Source organism: Pedobacter psychroterrae, from assembly GCF_004331695.1.
Classification (GTDB): domain Bacteria; phylum Bacteroidota; class Bacteroidia; order Sphingobacteriales; family Sphingobacteriaceae; genus Pedobacter; species Pedobacter psychroterrae.
The window spans coordinates 821,472-840,317 of sequence record NZ_SJSL01000001.1; the positions used below are offsets into that span (position 1 = coordinate 821,472).

At 43.8% G+C, this 18,846-nt stretch carries 21 protein-coding genes; 14 read left to right on the forward strand and 7 right to left on the reverse strand.

All coding sequences use genetic code 11. From position 1 onward, the window contains the following. Window positions 1-29 precede the first annotated feature (29 nt). Window positions 30-599 (forward strand): YceI family protein, encoded by a 570-nt coding sequence (locus tag EZ437_RS03515; protein ID WP_131593297.1) that lies wholly within the window; start codon window positions 30-32, stop codon window positions 597-599. A 149-nt stretch (window positions 600-748) separates the two neighbouring features. Next, window positions 749-1,576, forward strand: coding sequence for a 4,5-DOPA-extradiol-dioxygenase (ygiD, locus tag EZ437_RS03520; RefSeq protein ID WP_131593299.1), 828 nt, complete (start codon window positions 749-751; stop codon window positions 1,574-1,576). 2 nt (window positions 1,577-1,578) lie between these two features. On the opposite strand, the gene EZ437_RS03525 is transcribed toward ygiD, so the two are convergent. Beyond that, a complete protein-coding gene (locus EZ437_RS03525) occupies window positions 1,579-2,973 on the reverse strand; it encodes an aldehyde dehydrogenase family protein (RefSeq protein WP_131593301.1) in 1,395 nt (464 codons plus the stop codon). 115 nt (window positions 2,974-3,088) lie between these two features. Between EZ437_RS03525 and EZ437_RS03530 the strand changes: the two genes are divergently transcribed. The 4 genes from EZ437_RS03530 to EZ437_RS03545 all read left to right on the forward strand — a co-directional run bounded on the left by EZ437_RS03530 (window position 3,089) and on the right by EZ437_RS03545 (window position 5,609). Further along, window positions 3,089-4,255 carry a hypothetical protein gene (locus tag EZ437_RS03530; RefSeq protein WP_131593303.1) on the forward strand — a complete coding sequence of 389 codons (1,167 nt, stop codon included), beginning with the start codon at window positions 3,089-3,091 and terminating at the stop codon, window positions 4,253-4,255. A 153-nt stretch (window positions 4,256-4,408) separates the two neighbouring features. Next, window positions 4,409-5,041 carry a peroxiredoxin gene (locus EZ437_RS03535; protein ID WP_131593305.1) on the forward strand — a complete coding sequence of 211 codons (633 nt, stop codon included), beginning with the start codon at window positions 4,409-4,411 and terminating at the stop codon, window positions 5,039-5,041. 11 nt (window positions 5,042-5,052) lie between these two features. After that, window positions 5,053-5,361, forward strand: a complete 309-nt coding sequence (locus EZ437_RS03540; RefSeq protein WP_131593307.1) for a thioredoxin family protein — start codon at window positions 5,053-5,055, stop codon at window positions 5,359-5,361. Beyond that, window positions 5,361-5,609, forward strand: a complete 249-nt coding sequence (locus tag EZ437_RS03545; RefSeq protein WP_131593309.1) for a DUF6952 family protein — start codon at window positions 5,361-5,363, stop codon at window positions 5,607-5,609. The genes EZ437_RS03540 and EZ437_RS03545 overlap by 1 nt, the downstream gene beginning before the upstream one ends. Before the next feature lie 105 nt (window positions 5,610-5,714). Here EZ437_RS03545 and EZ437_RS03550 read toward each other — a convergent pair whose 3' ends face one another. Further along, window positions 5,715-6,956, reverse strand: a complete 1,242-nt coding sequence (locus EZ437_RS03550; protein WP_131593311.1) for a DNA recombination protein RmuC — start codon at window positions 6,954-6,956, stop codon at window positions 5,715-5,717. Window positions 6,957-7,016: 60 nt separating this feature from the next. After that, a complete protein-coding gene (locus tag EZ437_RS03555) occupies window positions 7,017-8,156 on the reverse strand; it encodes an NAD(P)/FAD-dependent oxidoreductase (RefSeq protein ID WP_131593313.1) in 1,140 nt (379 codons plus the stop codon). An 86-nt stretch (window positions 8,157-8,242) separates the two neighbouring features. Here EZ437_RS03555 and EZ437_RS03560 point away from each other — a divergent pair, with 86 nt between their 5' ends. Continuing rightward, on the forward strand, window positions 8,243-8,938 hold the full coding sequence (locus tag EZ437_RS03560) for a zinc metallopeptidase (RefSeq protein WP_131593315.1): 696 nt from the start codon (window positions 8,243-8,245) through the stop codon (window positions 8,936-8,938). A gap of 28 nt (window positions 8,939-8,966) precedes the next feature. Here the strand turns inward: EZ437_RS03560 and apaG are convergent, their stop codons facing one another. Then, window positions 8,967-9,353, reverse strand: a complete 387-nt coding sequence (gene apaG, locus EZ437_RS03565) for a Co2+/Mg2+ efflux protein ApaG (protein ID WP_131593317.1) — start codon at window positions 9,351-9,353, stop codon at window positions 8,967-8,969. Window positions 9,354-9,385: 32 nt separating this feature from the next. After that, complete coding sequence (gene dusB, locus EZ437_RS03570) at window positions 9,386-10,393, reverse strand: tRNA dihydrouridine synthase DusB (RefSeq protein WP_131593319.1); 1,008 nt, start codon at window positions 10,391-10,393, stop codon at window positions 9,386-9,388. A 44-nt stretch (window positions 10,394-10,437) separates the two neighbouring features. Here dusB and EZ437_RS03575 point away from each other — a divergent pair, with 44 nt between their 5' ends. From EZ437_RS03575 to EZ437_RS03585, 3 genes are read left to right on the forward strand one after another with little or no spacing between them, the layout of a single operon-like run. Then, the gene (locus EZ437_RS03575) at window positions 10,438-11,394 is read left to right on the forward strand and encodes a CPBP family intramembrane glutamic endopeptidase (RefSeq protein WP_131593321.1); all 957 of its coding nucleotides are present in this window, start codon (window positions 10,438-10,440) and stop codon (window positions 11,392-11,394) included. Next, complete coding sequence (locus tag EZ437_RS03580) at window positions 11,375-11,584, forward strand: putative signal transducing protein (protein WP_131593323.1); 210 nt, start codon at window positions 11,375-11,377, stop codon at window positions 11,582-11,584. Before EZ437_RS03575 ends, EZ437_RS03580 begins: the two co-directional genes overlap by 20 nt. Then, on the forward strand, window positions 11,581-12,390 hold the full coding sequence (locus EZ437_RS03585) for a phosphatidate cytidylyltransferase (RefSeq protein WP_131593325.1): 810 nt from the start codon (window positions 11,581-11,583) through the stop codon (window positions 12,388-12,390). The genes EZ437_RS03580 and EZ437_RS03585 overlap by 4 nt, the downstream gene beginning before the upstream one ends. A gap of 232 nt (window positions 12,391-12,622) precedes the next feature. Here the strand turns inward: EZ437_RS03585 and EZ437_RS03590 are convergent, their stop codons facing one another. Beyond that, on the reverse strand, window positions 12,623-12,832 hold the full coding sequence (locus tag EZ437_RS03590; RefSeq protein WP_131593327.1) for a DUF3820 family protein: 210 nt from the start codon (window positions 12,830-12,832) through the stop codon (window positions 12,623-12,625). 9 nt (window positions 12,833-12,841) lie between these two features. After that, window positions 12,842-16,183: a transcription-repair coupling factor gene (gene mfd, locus EZ437_RS03595; protein ID WP_131593329.1), complete on the reverse strand. Its 3,342-nt coding sequence runs from the start codon at window positions 16,181-16,183 to the stop codon at window positions 12,842-12,844. 78 nt (window positions 16,184-16,261) lie between these two features. Here mfd and EZ437_RS03600 point away from each other — a divergent pair, with 78 nt between their 5' ends. Genes EZ437_RS03600 through EZ437_RS03615 form a run of 4 tightly spaced genes read left to right on the forward strand, consistent with a single transcriptional unit; the run spans window position 16,262 to window position 18,802 of the window. Next, window positions 16,262-16,585 carry a DUF2752 domain-containing protein gene (locus tag EZ437_RS03600; protein ID WP_131593331.1) on the forward strand — a complete coding sequence of 108 codons (324 nt, stop codon included), beginning with the start codon at window positions 16,262-16,264 and terminating at the stop codon, window positions 16,583-16,585. Further along, window positions 16,578-16,937 carry a TM2 domain-containing protein gene (locus tag EZ437_RS03605; RefSeq protein ID WP_131593333.1) on the forward strand — a complete coding sequence of 120 codons (360 nt, stop codon included), beginning with the start codon at window positions 16,578-16,580 and terminating at the stop codon, window positions 16,935-16,937. Before EZ437_RS03600 ends, EZ437_RS03605 begins: the two co-directional genes overlap by 8 nt. Before the next feature lie 24 nt (window positions 16,938-16,961). Then, complete coding sequence (locus tag EZ437_RS03610) at window positions 16,962-18,059, forward strand: Nif3-like dinuclear metal center hexameric protein (protein ID WP_131593335.1); 1,098 nt, start codon at window positions 16,962-16,964, stop codon at window positions 18,057-18,059. After that, window positions 18,059-18,802, forward strand: a complete 744-nt coding sequence (locus EZ437_RS03615) for a zinc ribbon domain-containing protein (RefSeq protein ID WP_131593337.1) — start codon at window positions 18,059-18,061, stop codon at window positions 18,800-18,802. The genes EZ437_RS03610 and EZ437_RS03615 overlap by 1 nt, the downstream gene beginning before the upstream one ends. Window positions 18,803-18,846: the final 44 nt, after the last annotated feature.

Below are 18,846 nucleotides of genomic sequence, written 5' to 3' on the forward strand. Positions count from 1 at the left end.
ATATGCACTTACACTAAAAATTAATAATTATGAAAAGAGTATTCTTATTTCTGGTAGCTGTTTCCATCAGCGCTGCATCATTTGCACAAACAAAGTGGACGGTAGATCCGGCACATTCATTCGTAAACTTCTCTGTCAGACACATGGGGATTTCCTTTGTAGACGGGATCTTCCAGAAGTTTGACGGTACAGTTACCGCAGCCAAAGCTGACCTGACAGATGCAAAAATCAACTTTACAGTAGATGTAAACAGCATCAGCACTACTGTAGCGCAAAGAGACAAGCACCTTAAATCGGACGACTTTTTCAATGCTGAAACTTATCCGGCAATGACTTTTGCGAGTACAGGCTTCAAAAAACTGGATCAGAACAATTATGAGCTTAGCGGAAAACTGACCATCCGTGATGTCACAAAAGATGTAAAATTTAATGTAGTATATGGAGGAACTGCAACTGCACAAGGAGCTACCAAGGCTGGATTTTCTGCTACAACAACCATCAACAGGTTAGATTACAACATCAAGTATGATCCAACCGGTGCCGGTATTGGTAAAGATGTGAAAATCACACTAAACCTGGAGTTTACTCAAGCTAAATAAGTAAGGTAAAAGTGCAATTGCCCTTAATGCTGAATCACACCTAGTTCACACCTTGTTCACACCAAACCCACATTTGGGTACCTTTTTGTGAATAAAGTGTGAATCAGGTGTGTGTCGTGTGAGGAAAACCCCTATTCAATCCTATTCTCATGACTGGTTTATCTTCTTTCAAATCATTTAGCAGCGCGTTACCATTGCGCGACTATACGATGCCCGTGCTGTTTGTCGGACATGGTTCGCCCATGAACGGAATTGAAGACAATGAGTTTAGCGCTACCTGGACGGCCATCGCGAAAGACATTCCGCAGCCCGCAGCGGTATTGGTGGTATCTGCGCACTGGTTTACTAAAGGTACGCACATTACTGCGATGGATTTTCCTCAAACTATTCATGACTTTGGCGGCTTTCCTCAGGAGCTTTTTGAAGTAGTATATCCTGCTCCGGGCAGCGCTGACCTTGCCGCAGAAACAGCAGGACTGCTCACCAGCGCCAATGTGGGACTGGATCACGACTGGGGCCTGGACCATGGTGCCTGGACAGTAGTGAGGCATATGTATCCCGATGCCAGCATCCCCGTTTTGCAGCTTAGCATAGATTACACCAAAGATGCCCGTTATCATTATGACCTCGCTGGCGAACTCTCGCTATTGCGCCGTAAAGGCGTACTCATCTTGGGCAGTGGAAATATGGTGCACAATTTAAGGATGGTGGACTGGAGAATGATGGATGGCGGTGGCTATGACTGGGCCCTGCAAATGAATGATCAGTTCAAGAGCCTGATCCTCAATAATGAACACCGGCCACTGATAGATTTTCAAAGCCTAGGCAAAGAAGCCATGCTGGCGATCCCTACACCAGAGCATTACCTGCCGCTGATGTATACGCTGGGACTGAAGAATGACAATGAGCCTGTATCATTGTTTAATGACAAGGCGCTAGGCGGCTCACTCACCATGACCTCTGTGAAGGTCGGTTAATGTTACAATAATTTTTTTAGCCATTTCAGCATCCAGCTCTTTTCTTTGTATGGTGGATAGATCAGGCTGGTAAAGTCCAGCTTTGACTGGAAAAGCACGGTGCGTTCATGAGAGAAGGCTTTAAAGCCGAATTGTCCGTGGCAACTGCCCATTCCGCTTGCATTCGTTCCTCCAAAGGGTAGTCTTGGATTGGCAATATGGATCAGCACATCATTGACGCAGGCTCCTCCTGAACTGGTGTTTTTAATGATCTGATGGATATTGCCATTGTCATTGCTGAAAATATACAGTGCCAGAGGCTTTTCTTTTTGATTGATTTTTTGGATGGCATCCGTTATATCAAGGTAGGTGATGATTGGCAGGACCGGGCCAAAGATCTCCTCCTGCATCACCGCGGCATCGTCCGGTACATTGGCAAGGACAGCAGGATTGACGGTCATTGTCTGCGGGTCAGTTTCTCCGCCAAATGACAGGACGGCACCTTTCCGTATGGCATCGTCCATTAAGTTGCCGATGCGGTTGAAATGATGCGCGTTGATTATTTTAACATATACAGCGGGGTCGGGGGCTTTGTCTTTAAAAAACAGCAGCTCCACTTCTGCTTTATAATAATCGATAAAAGCGGCTTCAGACGCTTTAGGAAGTAAGATATAGTCTGGCGCTATACACGTCTGCCCTGCATTGATCAGTTTGCCCCAGGCGATCTTTTTGGCGGCTTTCTTCAGGTCGGCCGTAGTGTCTATTACCACCGGTGATTTTCCGCCCAGTTCCAGTGTTACCGAACTCAGGTTTTTGGCCGCAGCCTCCATTACTATTTTCCCAATTGCGGTGCTGCCCGTAAAAAAGATATGGTCAAAAGGTAGCTTCAGCAATTCCTTAGCAAGGGTGGCATCTCCTTCAATACAGCAGATCTCCTTTTCTTCAAAACAGGAGGAGATCAGCTTAGTGATGACGGCACTTACCGAAGGGCTGAGTTCCGATGGCTTTAGCATAGCACAATTTCCAGCTGCAATGGCAGATACCAGTGGGCTCATCAGCAGCTGAAAGGGATAATTCCAGGGTGCTATGATGAGGCAAACACCTTTAGGCTCCAGATATATCCTGTTTTTGGCCATTAGATTGCTCATTGAGCTCCTCACACTCACAGGTTTCATCCAGGCAGAAAGGTTTTTTATGGCAAAGCCGATTTCTGCATAGATGAAGATTACTTCAGTTGCAGCAGCTTCAAACACACTTTTTCGCAGATCTTGCTGCAATGCCTGATAGATCATGCTTTCATTTTCCTCGATGCAGGCTTTCAAAGCTTTTAATTTATTAATTCTTTGGGCTGCATTACTCGTTCTAAGCGTATATTTATATGCTTGCTGAGCTTCAAAAACGGAATCAATGTGTTGCATATGCTGTGATCGAGAATCTTGTTTTGTTAAAATAAGTTAAATTGCTTATCCTTAACTGCTTTTATATCGTAAATAGCAGTAATTAGAGGATATTGCATCTATAAATATATACAAAATGAAAAGAGGATTTTTTATTCTTTTGGTTTCTGCATTGTTTGCACTGGCGGTAAATGGCCAGACAATTAAAACAGATATACTGGTGATCGGCAATGGCAGCAACGCGTTGGGCGCGGGAATGCAGGCTGCGGTATCTGGGGTGAAAACCACTATACTGATGCAGGAGGCAGGCTTTGAACTGGCTCAACCAGGCGCAAGCCTGCACTCCGGACTGGAGGCAGAATACCTTAAGAAAACGGCAGGCAAGCAGGCAGGGCAGGAGCTTTTGTTAAAGAACTGGACGGACAGTACAGACAAGCTCACCGTAATCAGAAGCGCTTACTGGTCAAAGCTAAAGCGTTCCGGCAGTGGCTGGAGTCTGGAGTTGAACGATGGAAGAAAGATCAAAGCCAGGGTACTGGTCAATGCCGACCGTACAGGGAGAGTCAGCACCGTGCTGATGCTGGAAGCCAAAAAAAACCAATGGGTTCCTTTTGGGTATGAGCAAACTGCTTACAGAACAAGTATAGGCGCCGGATTGCCTTTGAATAACGTTACCGCCAATGTCATTTATACAGACGCCTTGCTTGTACCTGAACAGGAGAACCTGGTCATGCTAAATCCTCAGCAAGAAAGTCTGTTGGCCGGACAGGCGGCAGGCGCAACTGCGGGCTATGCAGCGTTCTTTAAAAAGAAAACTTCAGAGACAAACCTTAAGGAGCTGCAGGGCGAGCTGATCAAGTACAAGCTTTCGCTGGTGCCATTTGCCGATATCAGCGAGCTGGACAGCAACTGGAAGTCGATCCAGTTTATTGGTTTGTCGGGTGTTTTAAAAGGTGCACTCTCCAACGGATCATTGAATTTTAATCCAGAAAAAACAGTGACAACCGATGAAGTAAAGGAACCCATCAAAGAATATTATTATAAAGCACAGATCTGGTTTGACGATTATAAGCAGCCAGACATGACAACGGGATCTACCCTGGCACTTATCTGCTATGTAAAGGGAAAGTCGCTTGAAAATACTACAGAGGAAGTTAAGAAGAAATGGAAAAAGGTGTATGGGTTTAAAGATGATTTTGATCCTGCTAAGTCGATCAGCCGCAGGGAATTTGCTGTGCTTGTAAGTGATTATTTACAACCCTTTAATGTCACCATTGATAAGACCGGAAGGGTGATGAGGTAAAATAGATAAAAACTACTGACCTGGCACCTTCCTATAGTATTTGTCTATATGGCTATCAATATTAAGTATTTGCTATTATTGGAAATCCGTTGCTTTTGAGTGCTGATCGCCGTACCTTTGCGGCAGAATAAAAAATAAGCACGACGTATAATTATGGCAATAGTAGGTAAAAAATTCCCAAGTGTAAGCATTGATGCAATGTCAGAAATGGGTGACGATTTGAAGATCAATGTATTTGAAGAGGCAGTAAGCAAACAAAGCAAAGTATTGTTATTCTGGTATCCAAAAGATTTTACTTTTGTTTGCCCTACTGAATTACATGCATTTCAGGCAGCATTGCCGGATTTTGAAAAAAGAAATACCATCGTAATCGGCGCATCATGCGATACCAATGAAGTTCATTTTGCCTGGTTAAATACACCAAAAGACAATGGCGGTATTGAAGGCGTGACCTATCCGATTTTGGCAGATACGCACAGACACCTGTCTAATATTTTAGGTATTGTAGAGCAGGACGTGGAATATAACGAAGCAGGTGAAGAAGTATTCTCAGGTTCGAATGTAACCTTCAGGGCTACTTACCTGATTGATGAAACTGGTAAAGTTTTTCATGAAAGTGTGAACGATATGCCGGTAGGCAGAAATGTGAAAGAATACCTTCGCTTAATTGATGCTTATGCGCATGTTCAAAAGCATGGCGAAGTTTGTCCGGCAAACTGGGAAGAAGGAAAAGAAGCAATGAATGCTAACAGGACCGGCGTTGCAGAATATCTAAGCGCCAACTAATCATCCAAAGTATGTTTTTAGAATTAACAGAAGATAATCTTCAACAATATGTTGCTGAAAACAACAAAGTAATGGTTCAGTACGCAGCATCCTGGTGTGGAAACTGCAGGATCATGAAGCCAAAGTTCAAGAAACTGGCGGCTGAGAACGAGGACGTGGCATTCTTAATTGTGGATGCTGAAAAGCTTCCAGGTTCACGTAAACTTGCAAATGTTGATAATTTACCAACTTTTGCCGCTTTTGAAGGCGGCGCTTTGGTAGATCAGGTGCAGACCAACAAAGCAGAAGTGTTGAATGAATTATTTGAAAAAATAAAATAATGAAGATACCAGTAATCAGACAGTTCTTCCAAAACAATACCCCGGAGCAGCTGGAAACTACCCTGGAGGTTCTTGAAGCTTTCTGTGAATTCAGGGGCGTAAGCGAAGCAGAGGTTGACGTAGCAGGCGAACTGATCACCAATATTTGCGGTGCGCTTGAAGTGCATGCAAGTGTTCAATCGGGCGTTTTGGAGAAAGATGCATTAAATGCATTCGGACAAAAAGTAATGGGGTCGATTGACAGGTAAGACAATCGTTATCAGTAGACACCGTCGTGTCATGATACACCTCGTCCGCTCTAATGCAGAGAGCAGACGAGGTGTATTTACAAATGACGAAATACAGTTAACGTATTATATCCCTTGCTGGTCTAGAAACTTGGTGTCAATCTGCCTGGTAGCTTTGGCACCTAATTTCTTAATCTTTTCTGAAGTATTGGAAAGATTTCCTGCCCCCGAAGATAGTTTATTTAACGCCTTATCATAAGCATCCTGGCTTTGCTTAATGTTGCGCCCTATGCTTTCCATATCAGTCAGAAAACCTACAAATTTATCATACATCGTACCGCTTAAACGGGCTATTTCCAGTACATTTCTATTCTGGCGCTCCTGTTTCCAGATACTGGCTATGGTACGTAATGTTGCCAGTAAAGTAGAAGGGCTAACGATCACTACCTTCCGGTCCCATGCATAGTTAAACAGTTCCGCATCCTGCTGTACCGCAATGCCAAAAGAGGATTCTATTGGCATAAACAGCAATACAAAATCAGGAGAGTTTAACTGGTTCAGCCCATGATAATTTTTACCGGACAATCCCTGTATATGTGTCTTAACAGAAATAAGGTGCTGTTTTATATATAAATCCCTGTCCACTTCATTTTCTGCAGTGACCAATCTTTCATAGGCAATTAAAGATACTTTAGCATCAATTACAATGTGCTTATCATCGGGCAGATCTATGATCACATCAGGTTGTACCCTACTGCCTTGTTCAGTATTTAAACTGGTTTGTATGCGGTATTCCCTGTCTTTCACCAGGCCTGAGCGTTCCAATACACGTTCCAGTATTACCTCGCCCCAGTTTCCCTGTTTTTTACTGTCGCCCTTCAATGCCCTTGTCAGGTTATTGGCATCTTCCTGTATCTGCTTTGTCTGGTCCATCAATTGGGAGATAACCCCTTTTAGTACATTTCGTTCATCAGATTCAGATTTATATACCTTCTCTACTTTTTCTTCAAATGATTTGATGTGTTCTTTAAACGGGTTGAGGATGATGTCCATGCTTGCCCTGTTCTGTTCAGTGAATTTAGCAGATTTTTCTTCCAACAGCTTGCTGGCTATATTTTCAAATTCCAGTTTAAAGCGCTGCTGCAATTCAGCAATGTATTGTTCCTGCGCTATTTGTTTTTCCCGCTGTGCGATGAGATTTTCTTCTGCTTTTACTACCTTATCGCGTTCGTTCATATAACTGATGCGCAGGTCGTTCAGCTCATCCTGCAATTTTACTTTTTCCTCCTTCAGCATTGCCCATGATTTATAGATCATAAACGCCACGAGTAAGCTAAATATAAAAAGTGCTATTCCTATAATTTCCATGCTAATAATATTATCAAAAATGGATAATTTAAAGCATAAAAGCAAAAATAAATAGTAAAATTACAGCTTAGTTAAGATCAGTTCAGCAACATCACAGCCTGTCTGGTTGCCAATGGCAATCCCCATTCCGTTACATCGCACCGCACAGAATACACCATTTTCCAATTCTTTCACTATTGGTGTGATGGCAGATCCAAAGGCCATGATGCCACTCCAGCTTTGTTCAATTTCAAAATCAATACCCGGTAAAATTACTTCAGTTAATAATTTATGTAAAGCATGCTGCACGAGTTCCGTGCTTCCAAATTCCGTAGTCTGCTCGGTCAGAAAATCAAGGTTCCTTCCACCTCCCAGCAATACCCTGTTGCCAATATTTCTAAAATAATAGTAGCCTTTGTCATAATGAAAAGTACCTTTTATTTTTAAATCAGGGATTGGACTGGTAATAATGACCTGTCCCCTTCCAGGTATAATATCAAGGTCAGGGATTAAGTCTTTTACAAAAGCATTGGTGCATACCAGCAGTTTTCCACAGCTAAAATTACCATCTGCGGTACGCACTATATATCCTGATCCACTTTGTTCAAACGAATTTACTTTACAATTATTAAAGATCAGTACCCCAGCAGCCCCTGCTTTTTTCAGCATTGCCCGCATCATTTTACCACTGTCTATCTGGGCTTCCAGTTCATTCACAATCAGTGTCTCCACCTCATTAAATCCAAAATCAGCAATTTTATCATCGGCTGGTTTGAATGTATCAGATTGATTTACAATATCTTTTATCAGCTCATTAAAGTGGCTGATTTTGGATACACACAGAGATGAAATGGTTTTTTCAGCAGGCCTGAATAATTCATAGCCTCCGTAGTTGCGATAAGTAATTGCTTCATCTCCAAGTAATTTTCTGAGCTTTAACAAACCTTTCCAGCGGCTTTCAATCAGTCGGTGCAGACCATCCGTACCACAGCTCTTTTCCTGTTCTATCAATTCAGATATACTTCCGAAACAGGCAAATCCGGCATTTTTGGTACTGGCCCCTGAGGGGATTAAACCGCGTTCCAATACCGCTACATTCAATGAAGGTTCTTTTTCTTTAAGTGCGATGGCCGCACTTAAACCTACAATCCCGCTACCAATAATGAGCACATCAAAATTAAAAAAATGTAGTTTTTCCCAGTAAGAGATGGCCGCTGTCATCTTATAAATTTATGTTAATTTTTCATTTTCAGGTAAAAAGGGAACACTTTTTGATTTGAAGTACTTGAAAAACATACACTACGAAAATGGGACTTTATTTTTTTTTAATAATCCCGGTTTTAATATTAAGCATGTTTGTGCAATGGCGATTTAGAAGTAAATTTTCACAATACGCGGAGATGCAGTTGAATTCGGGATTTTCGGGCAAGGAAGTGGCAGAGAAAATGCTGCGCGACAATGGGATCTATGATGTTAAAGTGATGAGTACAGATGTGCAATTATCTGATCATTACAATCCATCAGAAAAAACAATTAATTTAAGTACCGACGTTTATTACGGCCGAAGTATAGCTGCTGCCGCGGTTGCTGCGCATGAATGCGGGCACGCTATACAGCAGGCTAAATCATACGGCTGGCTCGAATTAAGGACCAATATGGTACCTGTAGTAAGCATCACCTCCAATTTGTTGCAATGGGTGCTGATCATAGGTGTTTTGCTCATTGCATTTACCTTTAACCCTATTGTACTGGCTATTGGGGTATTCGGACTTACCCTCATTACTATTTTTACCATGATTACGCTCCCGGTAGAATTTGATGCCAGCAAAAGGGCACTCATGTGGCTTAAAAACAATAAGGAAGTGCTTTATAGTCCCGAGGAACATGTACAGGTCAGAGATGCCCTATGGTGGGCAGCAATGACCTATGTGGTAGCAGCATTGGGCGCAATGACCAATCTGATCTATTATATTTCTATATTATTCGGAAGAACTAAAGATTAATTTGCTCAACGGGCTAATGACATGATGTTTAGTTTAGCCTGTAAGGAACAATCAGGTTAAATTCAGGAATATCCACAATAAATTCCGTGTCATCGGCCAGGCGTTGCATCAGGTAATTTCCACTCATGCTGCCCATATCAGTCGACAGATGACAACCCGATATGTAAGAATGGCTTTTACCAGGCTCTATGATGGGCTGCAGGCCAACTACACCCTCTCCTTCTACCTCTCTCTGCGACCCGTTTGAATCAAAAATAAACCATTGACGCCTTTTAAGCTGTACCGCATAATCAGACAGGTTCTCAATATTTATCTGATAGGAGAACATAAAGTGCTCATTAGCAGGATTGGAATACTCATCCTGATAGTCCGTTTCAACTGATATTTTAACTCCTTGTGTTATAGCCGTAACCATTGTTTATTATTTTGAGTAAATCTTTTCAAAAATCACGCCATTTCACCTATAGGCTGAATGTTGTGATACTTGTCTGCCACCTCGTCAAGTATACTGTGTATCGTATCTATGTCATCTTCTTTGACAAGCAGCATCCTATATGGTTTAAAATCAGGCAATCCTTTAAAATAATTGGCATAGTGCCTCCTCATTTCAAATACCCCTACTTTCGGTCCTTTCCAGGCTATTGACTTCTCCAGGTGCGTTCTGCAGACCGATACACGCTCTTCTACCGAAGGCCCTGCCAGGTACTCACCGGTATTAAAAAAGTGCCTGATCTCCCTGAATATCCATGGATATCCGATCGCCGCCCTGCCAATCATGATGCCGTCTACTTCATATTCCAGCCTCCAGTCGGCCGCTTTCTTTATGCTGTCTACATCTCCATTGCCAAAAATGGGAATTTTAATCCTCGGATTTCTTTTAATTTCCCTGATCAGGGTCCAGTCGGCCGCCCCTTTATACAGTTGCGCCCTGGTCCTTCCATGTATGGTCAGTGCTTGTATGCCTATATCCTGCAGCCTTTCAGCCACTTCTTCTATGTTTTTAGTAGTATCATCCCATCCCAGGCGTGTTTTGACGGTAACGGGCAAATGCGTAGCCTTCACCACCGCCTCAGTCATCTTTACCATTTTGTCAATATCCTGCAGCAAGGCAGACCCAGCTCCCCTGCAGGCCACCTGTTTAACCGGACAGCCATAATTGATGTCCATCAGGTCAGGACCTGCCAGCGTGGCGATTTCTGTCGCTTCCCGCATGTGGTCTATTTCACTGCCAAAGATCTGGATGCCTATCGGCCGTTCGTATTCAAAAATATCCAGTTTTGCCCTGCTTTTGGCGGCATCCCTGATCAGTCCCTCAGAGGAAATAAACTCCGTATACATCATGTCCACCCCGGCTTGCTTGCACACAAAACGGAAGGGCGGATCACTCACATCCTCCATCGGCGCGAGCAATAAAGGGAACGCTCCCAAATCTATATTTCCAATCTTTACAGACATTTTCCTATCTTCAAGCCAAATTTTAAAGTACAAAGGTACGAATAATGAATCTCATAGAAAAAGATCAGCTGGAAAACAGTATTTATGTAAAAGCAGAGAACAGCCCTTACCTGCAGTTGCTCATGCTCTTAGCCTATGCTCTATTGGGTGTGATCGTGTTTACGATCCTTGCCCTTGTGGTTATATACGCGCTTTTTGGTGCCGATGCCCTGAGCAGCATGATGACGATGAGCAGCGGCGGAACGGCCAACCGCGGAGCCCTTCAGGTGATTTTAATAGCGAGTTCCCTGGGATTTTTTCTTGCCCCTCCCATACTTTTAGCCATTACCGAACAAAAAAAGCCATCAGTTTTCTATGGTCTTAAACAACCTGATATAAAGCTCTTAGGCATTGTTTTCCTAATTATGCTGGTCTCCATGCCCATCATGGAATGGACGGCTGCCCTGAATCAGAAAATGACGCTTCCTGAAGCACTAAAGCCATTGGAGCAGTGGATGAAAGCAAAAGAAGATGAGGCCATGCAGACCACCTTGTTGCTGCTTAAAATGAACAGCATAAAAGAGCTGCTTTTAAACCTCTTTATGATCGCCCTGCTGCCTGCGGTAGCAGAGGAACTGATGTTCAGGGGCGGTGTGCAGCGAACCTTCAACCGGATCTTTAATAATCCGCATGTAGCCATCTGGACAGCTGCCTTTATCTTCAGCGCCATTCATTTGCAGTTTTATGGTTTCGTGCCAAGGCTGCTCCTGGGTGCAGGATTTGGCTATATTTACTATTTCAGCGGCAACCTCTGGTATGCGGTGCTTGGGCATTTCCTCAATAATGCCTATGCCGTATGCGCAGCATGGTATATGCAAAAAAACAACATACCTTTGTCGTCAACAGACAGCACCATTAATATTGCCTGGTACGGGTATGTGATCAGTTTTATATTGACCATAGCGGTATTTATTTATTTTAAAAACATAACACAGCAGCCTCATGAACGAAGGATGGACTAAAATTTTTACAACGGAAGATGCGATTGAAGCAGAGATACTGAAACAAGGGCTTATTGAAAGCGATATTATAGCAGTGACAATGAATAAACAGGATTCCCCGCATAAAATGTTTGGGGTAATTACCGTATTGGTGCCTGATGCAGATGCTGAAAGGGCCGTACAATACCTTTCAGACAATGACATTAAATGAAAACCAGGGCGATAACTGCATTCTTTTTTACCATAGTGATGCTGGGCTCCATATTTTTAGGGGGCTATACATTTACTGGTTTTTACCTGATTTTAAGTATCATCGCACTCTTTGAGTTTTTCAAATTGGTAAAGATCTCAGGGATCCGTCCGCATAGAAATATTGCGGTAGTGGTAGCTACACTGATCTTTTTGATGACTGCAGGTTATCATTACCTGCAGTTTGAGACCAAATATATGTTGCTCATTGTGCCGCTGCTTTTTTCTGTATTCATCAGCGAGTTGTACAAAAAGAACAAGATTCCTTTTGCTAACATCTCCTATACCTTCGTGGGCTTTGTTTACGTGACGGTACCCTTTTGCTTTTTCTATTCTTTAGGCTTTCTGGCCGATACTTACGAATACAGTTTTCACCTGCCCCTCGCCTTCCTGCTAATGTTGTGGGCCAGCGATACAGGGGCTTATCTTTTTGGTGTTAAATTTGGCAAGACGCGGCTGTTTGAACGTCATTCGCCAAAAAAATCATGGGAAGGTTTTTTTGGAGGAATGTTTACCAGTGTACTGGCGGCCTATCTGATCTCCATTTATTTCATAGAGATCAGTTTTTCTGTATGGGCAGGAATGGCGGCGCTGATAGTGATTTTTGGCACATTGGGTGACTTGGTAGAGTCTATGTTGAAGCGAAGCCTGGATGTAAAAGATTCAGGTTCATTCTTGCCCGGCCATGGAGGTATTTTAGACCGGTTTGACGGCTTACTGATCGCCGCGCCTGTGGTGTATACTTATTTGTACCTGATCATCAACTAGTTTCTTTCATTTAAATTTATTACTGATTAACATCCGCTTTGCAGGGGTAAGATATGCCTTTTGTATGGGTTCGCACTAAGTCCATTTTGTCCCAATGTTTATCCCATAGTGAGTCCAACTTTTATATGGAAATAGTTGGACTAGACTTGGACTAAACTTGGACTCAAGTTGGATTCACAATTTTGACAGGACGAATGTAATTCGAAAATATATACGACTAAATGAAAAGGGGTTATTTTCTTAAAGGCTTCAACAAATACTCCAGCCCGTTTAGCTTTATTTCGTACAGTGTGGCAATCATCTCGCCAAGTTTACCCGGAGGGAAGCCTTCCTGATGAAACCAAACTAAATAAGATTCTGGTAAATCGCAAAGAATGCGGCCTTTATATTTGCCGAATGGCATTTGCATCGTCACCAGGTCTTTAAGTATTTGCGGGTTCATCTTTGTTTGTTAGTTCACTACCATTTCCAGCATCTCTACCGCCTCGTCAACTGTGTTGAGGTTGTCAAAGGCAATTCTGAGGCTATCTTTAACCTCCTTAAGGTTGCATAAGCGGGGGTGTATTTGTGCAAAGTGCAATATTTTATTGAACATCACCGAATCAAAGAAAGCTGATTGCTTGTCTGTGATAAAATAACCCCTTAGTGTGCCTTTTTTGAAGGTGATTTTTTCAAAAGCCAGCTTTTTGGCCACCCATTGCAGGCGCAGCACATTGAGCATGGTCTTTACAGGTTTTGGAACAGGGCCAAAGCGGTCTGTTAAAGCATGCTCAAAAACCTGCAACTGGGTCTCGTTCTCTATCTTTGAAAGTTCGGTATAGAGGTTATACCGCTCTGTAATGTTGGTTACGTAATCATCCGGGATGTACAATTCCAGATCTGTGTCTATCTGCGTGAAGGAGACGAAAGGACGCAGGGGTTCGTCTTTAAACAGGTCTTTAAACTCATCTGATTTCAATTCCTGTATGGCTTCATCCAGTATTTTGTGATACATCTCAAAACCTATTTCAGCGATAAAGCCACTTTGCTCTGCGCCTAAGAGGTTTCCGCTGCCGCGGATGTCCAAATCCCTCATGGCTATGTTAAAGCCACTTCCCAGGTCTGAAAACTCTTCTATGGCACTAAGGCGTTTGCGTGCTTCGGAGGTAAGGGTGGATAATGGCGGGCTCAGCAGGTAACAAAAAGCTTTTTTATTAGATCGGCCTACCCTGCCGCGCATCTGGTGCAGGTCGCTCAGGCCAAACATATGGGCATGGTTGATGATGATGGTATTGGCATTGGGGATGTCCAGTCCTGCCTCAATGATGGTAGTGGCTACCAGGACATCTTTTTCTCCGTTGATGAAGTCAAGCATGACATCTTCCAGCTGATCGCCGTCCAGTTGGCCGTGGGCGATGCCTATGCGCGCCTTTGGCACCAGTGTCTGGATCAGTCCGCCCAATTGCGGAAGGTCATTCACACGGTTGTGGATAAAGAATACCTGACCACCACGATCCAGCTCAAACTGTATAGATTCCTGGATCAGTTTATCATTAAAAACGTGGAGTTCGGTATTTACTGCCTGCCTGTTTGGCGGCGGGGTACTCATGATGGACAAATCCCTGGCGCCCATTAGTGAGAAATGCAGGGTACGCGGGATCGGTGTAGCGGTAAGGGTGAGCGTATCTACGTTTACCCTCAATGCACGGAGCTTTTCTTTGGATGTCACCCCAAATTTCTGCTCCTCATCTATGATCATGATGCCCAGGTCTTTGAACTTTACGTCTTTGCTGAGCAGCCTGTGCGTGCCGATGATGATGTCGACTTTTCCATCAGCTACGGCAGCCAGTGTGTCTTTGATCTGCTTATTGGTCTTGAAGCGGTTGATGTAGTCCACCGTACAAGGGAATTCTTTCAGTCGGCCTGAGAACGTTTTAAAATGCTGTAATGCCAGAATAGTGGTTGGCACCAGAATGGCCGCCTGTTTGCCGTTCGCCACCGCTTTGAAGGCTGCCCTGATGGCAATTTCTGTTTTGCCGAAGCCTACATCGCCGCATACGAGCCTGTCCATGGGATGTGGCGCTTCCATGTCTCTTTTAACGTCGTTGGTGGCTTTTTCCTGGTCGGGGGTATCCTCATAGATGAAAGAGGCTTCCAGTTCCGTCTCCAGGTACCCGTCGGGGTCAAAGGCGGTGCCTACCTGCGATTTTCTCAGTGCGTAAAGCTTGATGAGGTCGCGGGCGATGTCTTTAACTTTTTTTTTTGTAGTTTTCTTGAGCTTATCCCATGCCTCAGTACCCAGTTTGTTCATCCTGGGGGCTGTGCCATCCTTGCCGCTGTATTTGGCAATGCGGTTAAGGGAGTTGATGTTCACATAGAGCAGGTCATTATCGGCATAGACCAGCCTGATCATTTCCTGTGTTTTACCGTTTACTTCTACCTTTTCCAGTCCGGCATATTTGCCTATTCCGTGGTCTATATGGGTCACAAAATCGCCTGGTTTGAGGTCTCTCAGCTCCTTTAAGGTAATGGCCTGACTGCGCTGGTAGCCTCTTTTGAGTTTGTATTTATAGAACCGGTCGAAAATCTGGTGATCGGTGTAAAACGCCATTTGCAACGTTGGATCCAGAAAACCCTCCCTCAAAGGAATGTTTACCGGGGTAAACCTGGCGGTTTTGTCTATGTCGTCGAGAATGGCGTACAGACGCTCCGTTTGCTTGGTAGAGGAGCTGAAAATAAAATTATGTATGCCTGCTTTTTCGTTTTCCTTGAGGTTGTGGATCAGCAGGTTGAAGTCTTTATTGAAAGAAGGCTGCGGTTTGGTGTCAAACTGAAATACCTGTTCAGTCTTGTAAAAGAACTGTTTGCCAAATTCTACGATCACAAAGTCCTGCAGCATATCGGCCATCATCTTCTCGTCGGTAAAGGCAAATTTTGGATCTATCCAGTCCTGGTTTTCCTGTTTTTCCTTTGCCGGCAGGGCTTTCCAGAGTTCTGAAGCTTTTCTATAGCCGGTCTTTACAATGTCGAGGGTAAATTCAACGTCTTTAAACCAGAGCTGGGTGTCCTTTTCGATGTAATCGAGGAGACTGATGTTGTTTTCTGTAAGGTATTTGGACTGTACATTGGGGATGACGGTAAGCGCTTTTACATCCTCTACAGAAAGCTGGCTTTCTATTTCGAAGGTGCGGATGCGCTCTACATCGTCGCCAAAAAACTCGATGCGGTAAGGCAGGTCGTGGGAGAACGAAAATATGTCTACGATGCCGCCGCGAATGGAAAACTGCCCCGGTTCGTATACGAAATCTGTCCGTGTGAAGTCATAGTCGATCAGGAATTCGTTGATGAACTCTATGCCCAGTTTTGCGCCTATGCTGATCTCGAGCGTATTCTTCTCGAGCATGCTGCGGTTGATCACTTTCTCGGCGAGGGCTTCGGGATAGGAAACCACTATCTGGCCGTATTCCGACTGGTGGTTGAGCTCATTGAGCACCTCCGCCCTGGCCAGTACATTGGCGGTGTCTACCTGCGTGAATTCAAATGCTTTGCGAAAGGAAGAAGGAAAGAGCAGCACCTCTTTGTCGAGGATACTTTCCAGATCGGCCAGAAAATAAGCTGCCTCTTCCCGGTCGGGCAGGACAAAAAGTATCGGCTTGTGCAGTAAAAAATAGGAAGCCACGGCGATTGTTGCATCGGCAGAGCCAACTAAACCTTTTAGTTGAAGTTTGTTACCTTTGCCCGCATTGAGGGCCTTTGCCAACGCTACAATTCGCTCATCTGTTTTGTATCTGTTAATCAGGTCGCGGATATTCACACAGCAAATGTAAGATTTATGATTAGCTTTAGGTGTAACAAAATATCTATTAATACATCTAAAAAATATAAAAACAACATGAAAACGCTAAGCCACATACCTTTAGAACTTTGTTTTTGGGTGCTGGCTTTGGTAATGCTGGCAACGGCAACACCTGTTGAGCCTGGCCATGTGCATCATTTTACCTTGTGTCCGCTGGCCAATATGGGGGTTGACTGGTGCCCAGGATGCGGGATAGGGCGGTCGATCACACAGTTGTTTCATGGGAATGTGGGCGCAAGTGTAGGGCATCACTGGTTTGGGATACCTGCATTGGGGATCATTGTGTGGAGGATTGTTGAGTTGATAAGATTGAGGATAGACAATAAAATATTTAAATTAAAGAGAAAGAGATATGTTTGATTCACCGTTTATGACATTGCCGGGTATCACACCCCAGGAATATTCGTACTTGCAGAGCGCAACTACCGGATTTAGTGAGCAGCAGCTGAGGGGTTTTTTGATGATTTATGGCAGCAAGAGAAGAAATCCGGATGATATGGTATTGTACTGTATATTAGGGTTTTTCGTTCCGGGATTGCCAAGGTTTTTGGTGAACCAGATTGGAATGGGTGTGTTGTATTTCTTCACCATCGGACTGTGTTTTATCGGGACGATCATCGATTTGGTGAACCACAAGACCCTGGCTTTTGAGTACAACCAGCGTATGGTTTTTGAAAGTCTGCAAATGGTAAAAATGGGAGGCGTTCAGTAAACGTAAATTGTGTAAATTTACGGAATGAAGCTGTCTGTTTTAATAAAGCATCTGGAAGCGTTCGCGCCACTGAATTACCAGGAAGATTATGATAATTCAGGGCTCTTGATTGGTGACCCTGAGCAGGAGGTGCATGCCGCGCTTGTGGCGTTGGACTGCATTGAAAAAGTAGTGGATGAGGCCATCGCGCTTGGCTGCAACCTGATCATTACCCATCACCCCATCGTTTTTAAGGGCCTTAAGAAGATCACGGGCAAGAACTATGTGGAAAGGGTAGTGCTGAAGGCCATCAGGCACAACATTGCGCTGTATGCCATTCATACCAACCTGGACCATGTAAAGCATGGGGTAAGCGGGGTGATCGCGGAGCGGCTTGGCTTGAAGAACGCAAAGATCCTGAGCCCGAAGAGGTCGCTGTTAAAAAAACTGGTGACATTTTGTCCGGTTGACGCTGCGCCCGAAGTACGGGCAGCACTGTTCGCGGCCGGTGCAGGGCATATAGGAGATTATAGTGAATGCAGTTTTAATGCAACAGGGACCGGGACGTTTAAGGCAGGGCTGGGAACTGATCCTTATGTGGGAGAAATAGGACTGCAGCATGAGGAGCCGGAGGAGCGGATAGAAACGGTGTTTCTGGCGCAGAATGAGCGTAAAATATTGATTGCCTTGTTTGAGCACCACCCTTATGAAGAGGTGGCATATGATATTTATCCGCTGGAAAATAAACTGGATACGGCGGGAGCGGGTATGATCGGCTGGCTGCCGGAAGAAATGGAAGGCCGTGCTTTTCTGTCTTTTGTGAAAGAGCGGATGGATGCGGTGGTGATCAGACATACTGATATACTGCCTAAACGGATCAGGAAAGTAGCCGTTTGCGGAGGCTCGGGCAGCTTTCTATTGCAAGAAGCAATTGCAGCCGGAGCAGACGCGTTAGTGACTGCCGATTTTAAATACCACGAGTTTTTTGACGCAGATGGGAAAATAATGATTGCAGATATCGGACATTTTGAAAGTGAACAATTTACATCTGATTTGTTGATAGATATTATTCAAGAAAAATTTCCTAACTTTGCAATCCGTTTAACGGAGCATAACACAAACCCAATAAATTATTTCATTTAATGGAACAAACTGTAGAGCAAAAGCTTAAAGCTTTATACGAATTACAAACCCTGCATACTAAGATCGATAAAATACGTCAGATACGCGGTGAACTGCCAATGGAAGTTGCCGATCTGGAAGATGAGGTAGCGGGGCTGGAGACACGTATACAAAAATTCAAAGGCGAATTGGATGATACTGAAGATGCCATTGTAACACGTAAGAATATGATCAAGGATGCTCAAAACCTGATCAAAAAATACGAGACTCAGCTAAAAGATGTTAAAAATAATCGTGAATATGATGCTTTAACTAAAGAAGTTGAGATCCAAACCTTAGATATTCAGGTTTCTGAGAAAAAAATAAGAGAGTTTGGTTTTGATATTTCAGCTAAAACTGAAGTTTACGAAAAAGCACTGGCTGATCTGGAATCAAGAAGAAAAGATCTTGATATAAAGAATGGCGAGTTGCAAACCATTACTGCTGAAACTGAAAAAGAAGAGCAGTCATTGACTAAAAAATCTGAGAAGGCTGAAACGCAAATTGAAGACAGGCTGTTGATCGCTTACAAGAGATTGAGGGGAAATGCCAATAATGGTCTTGCTGTAGTTACGATCGACCGTGATTCATGTTCAGGTTGTTTCAACCAGATTCCGCCACAGCGCCAATTGGATATCCGTCAGCGTAAAAAAATCATTGTTTGCGAGCATTGCGGAAGAATCCTTGTGGATGAGGCCCTGACGCTGGAAATAGCAACAGTATAAAAACGCATATTTTAAAATAGCATAGAAAGGTCAGAATAGCTTCT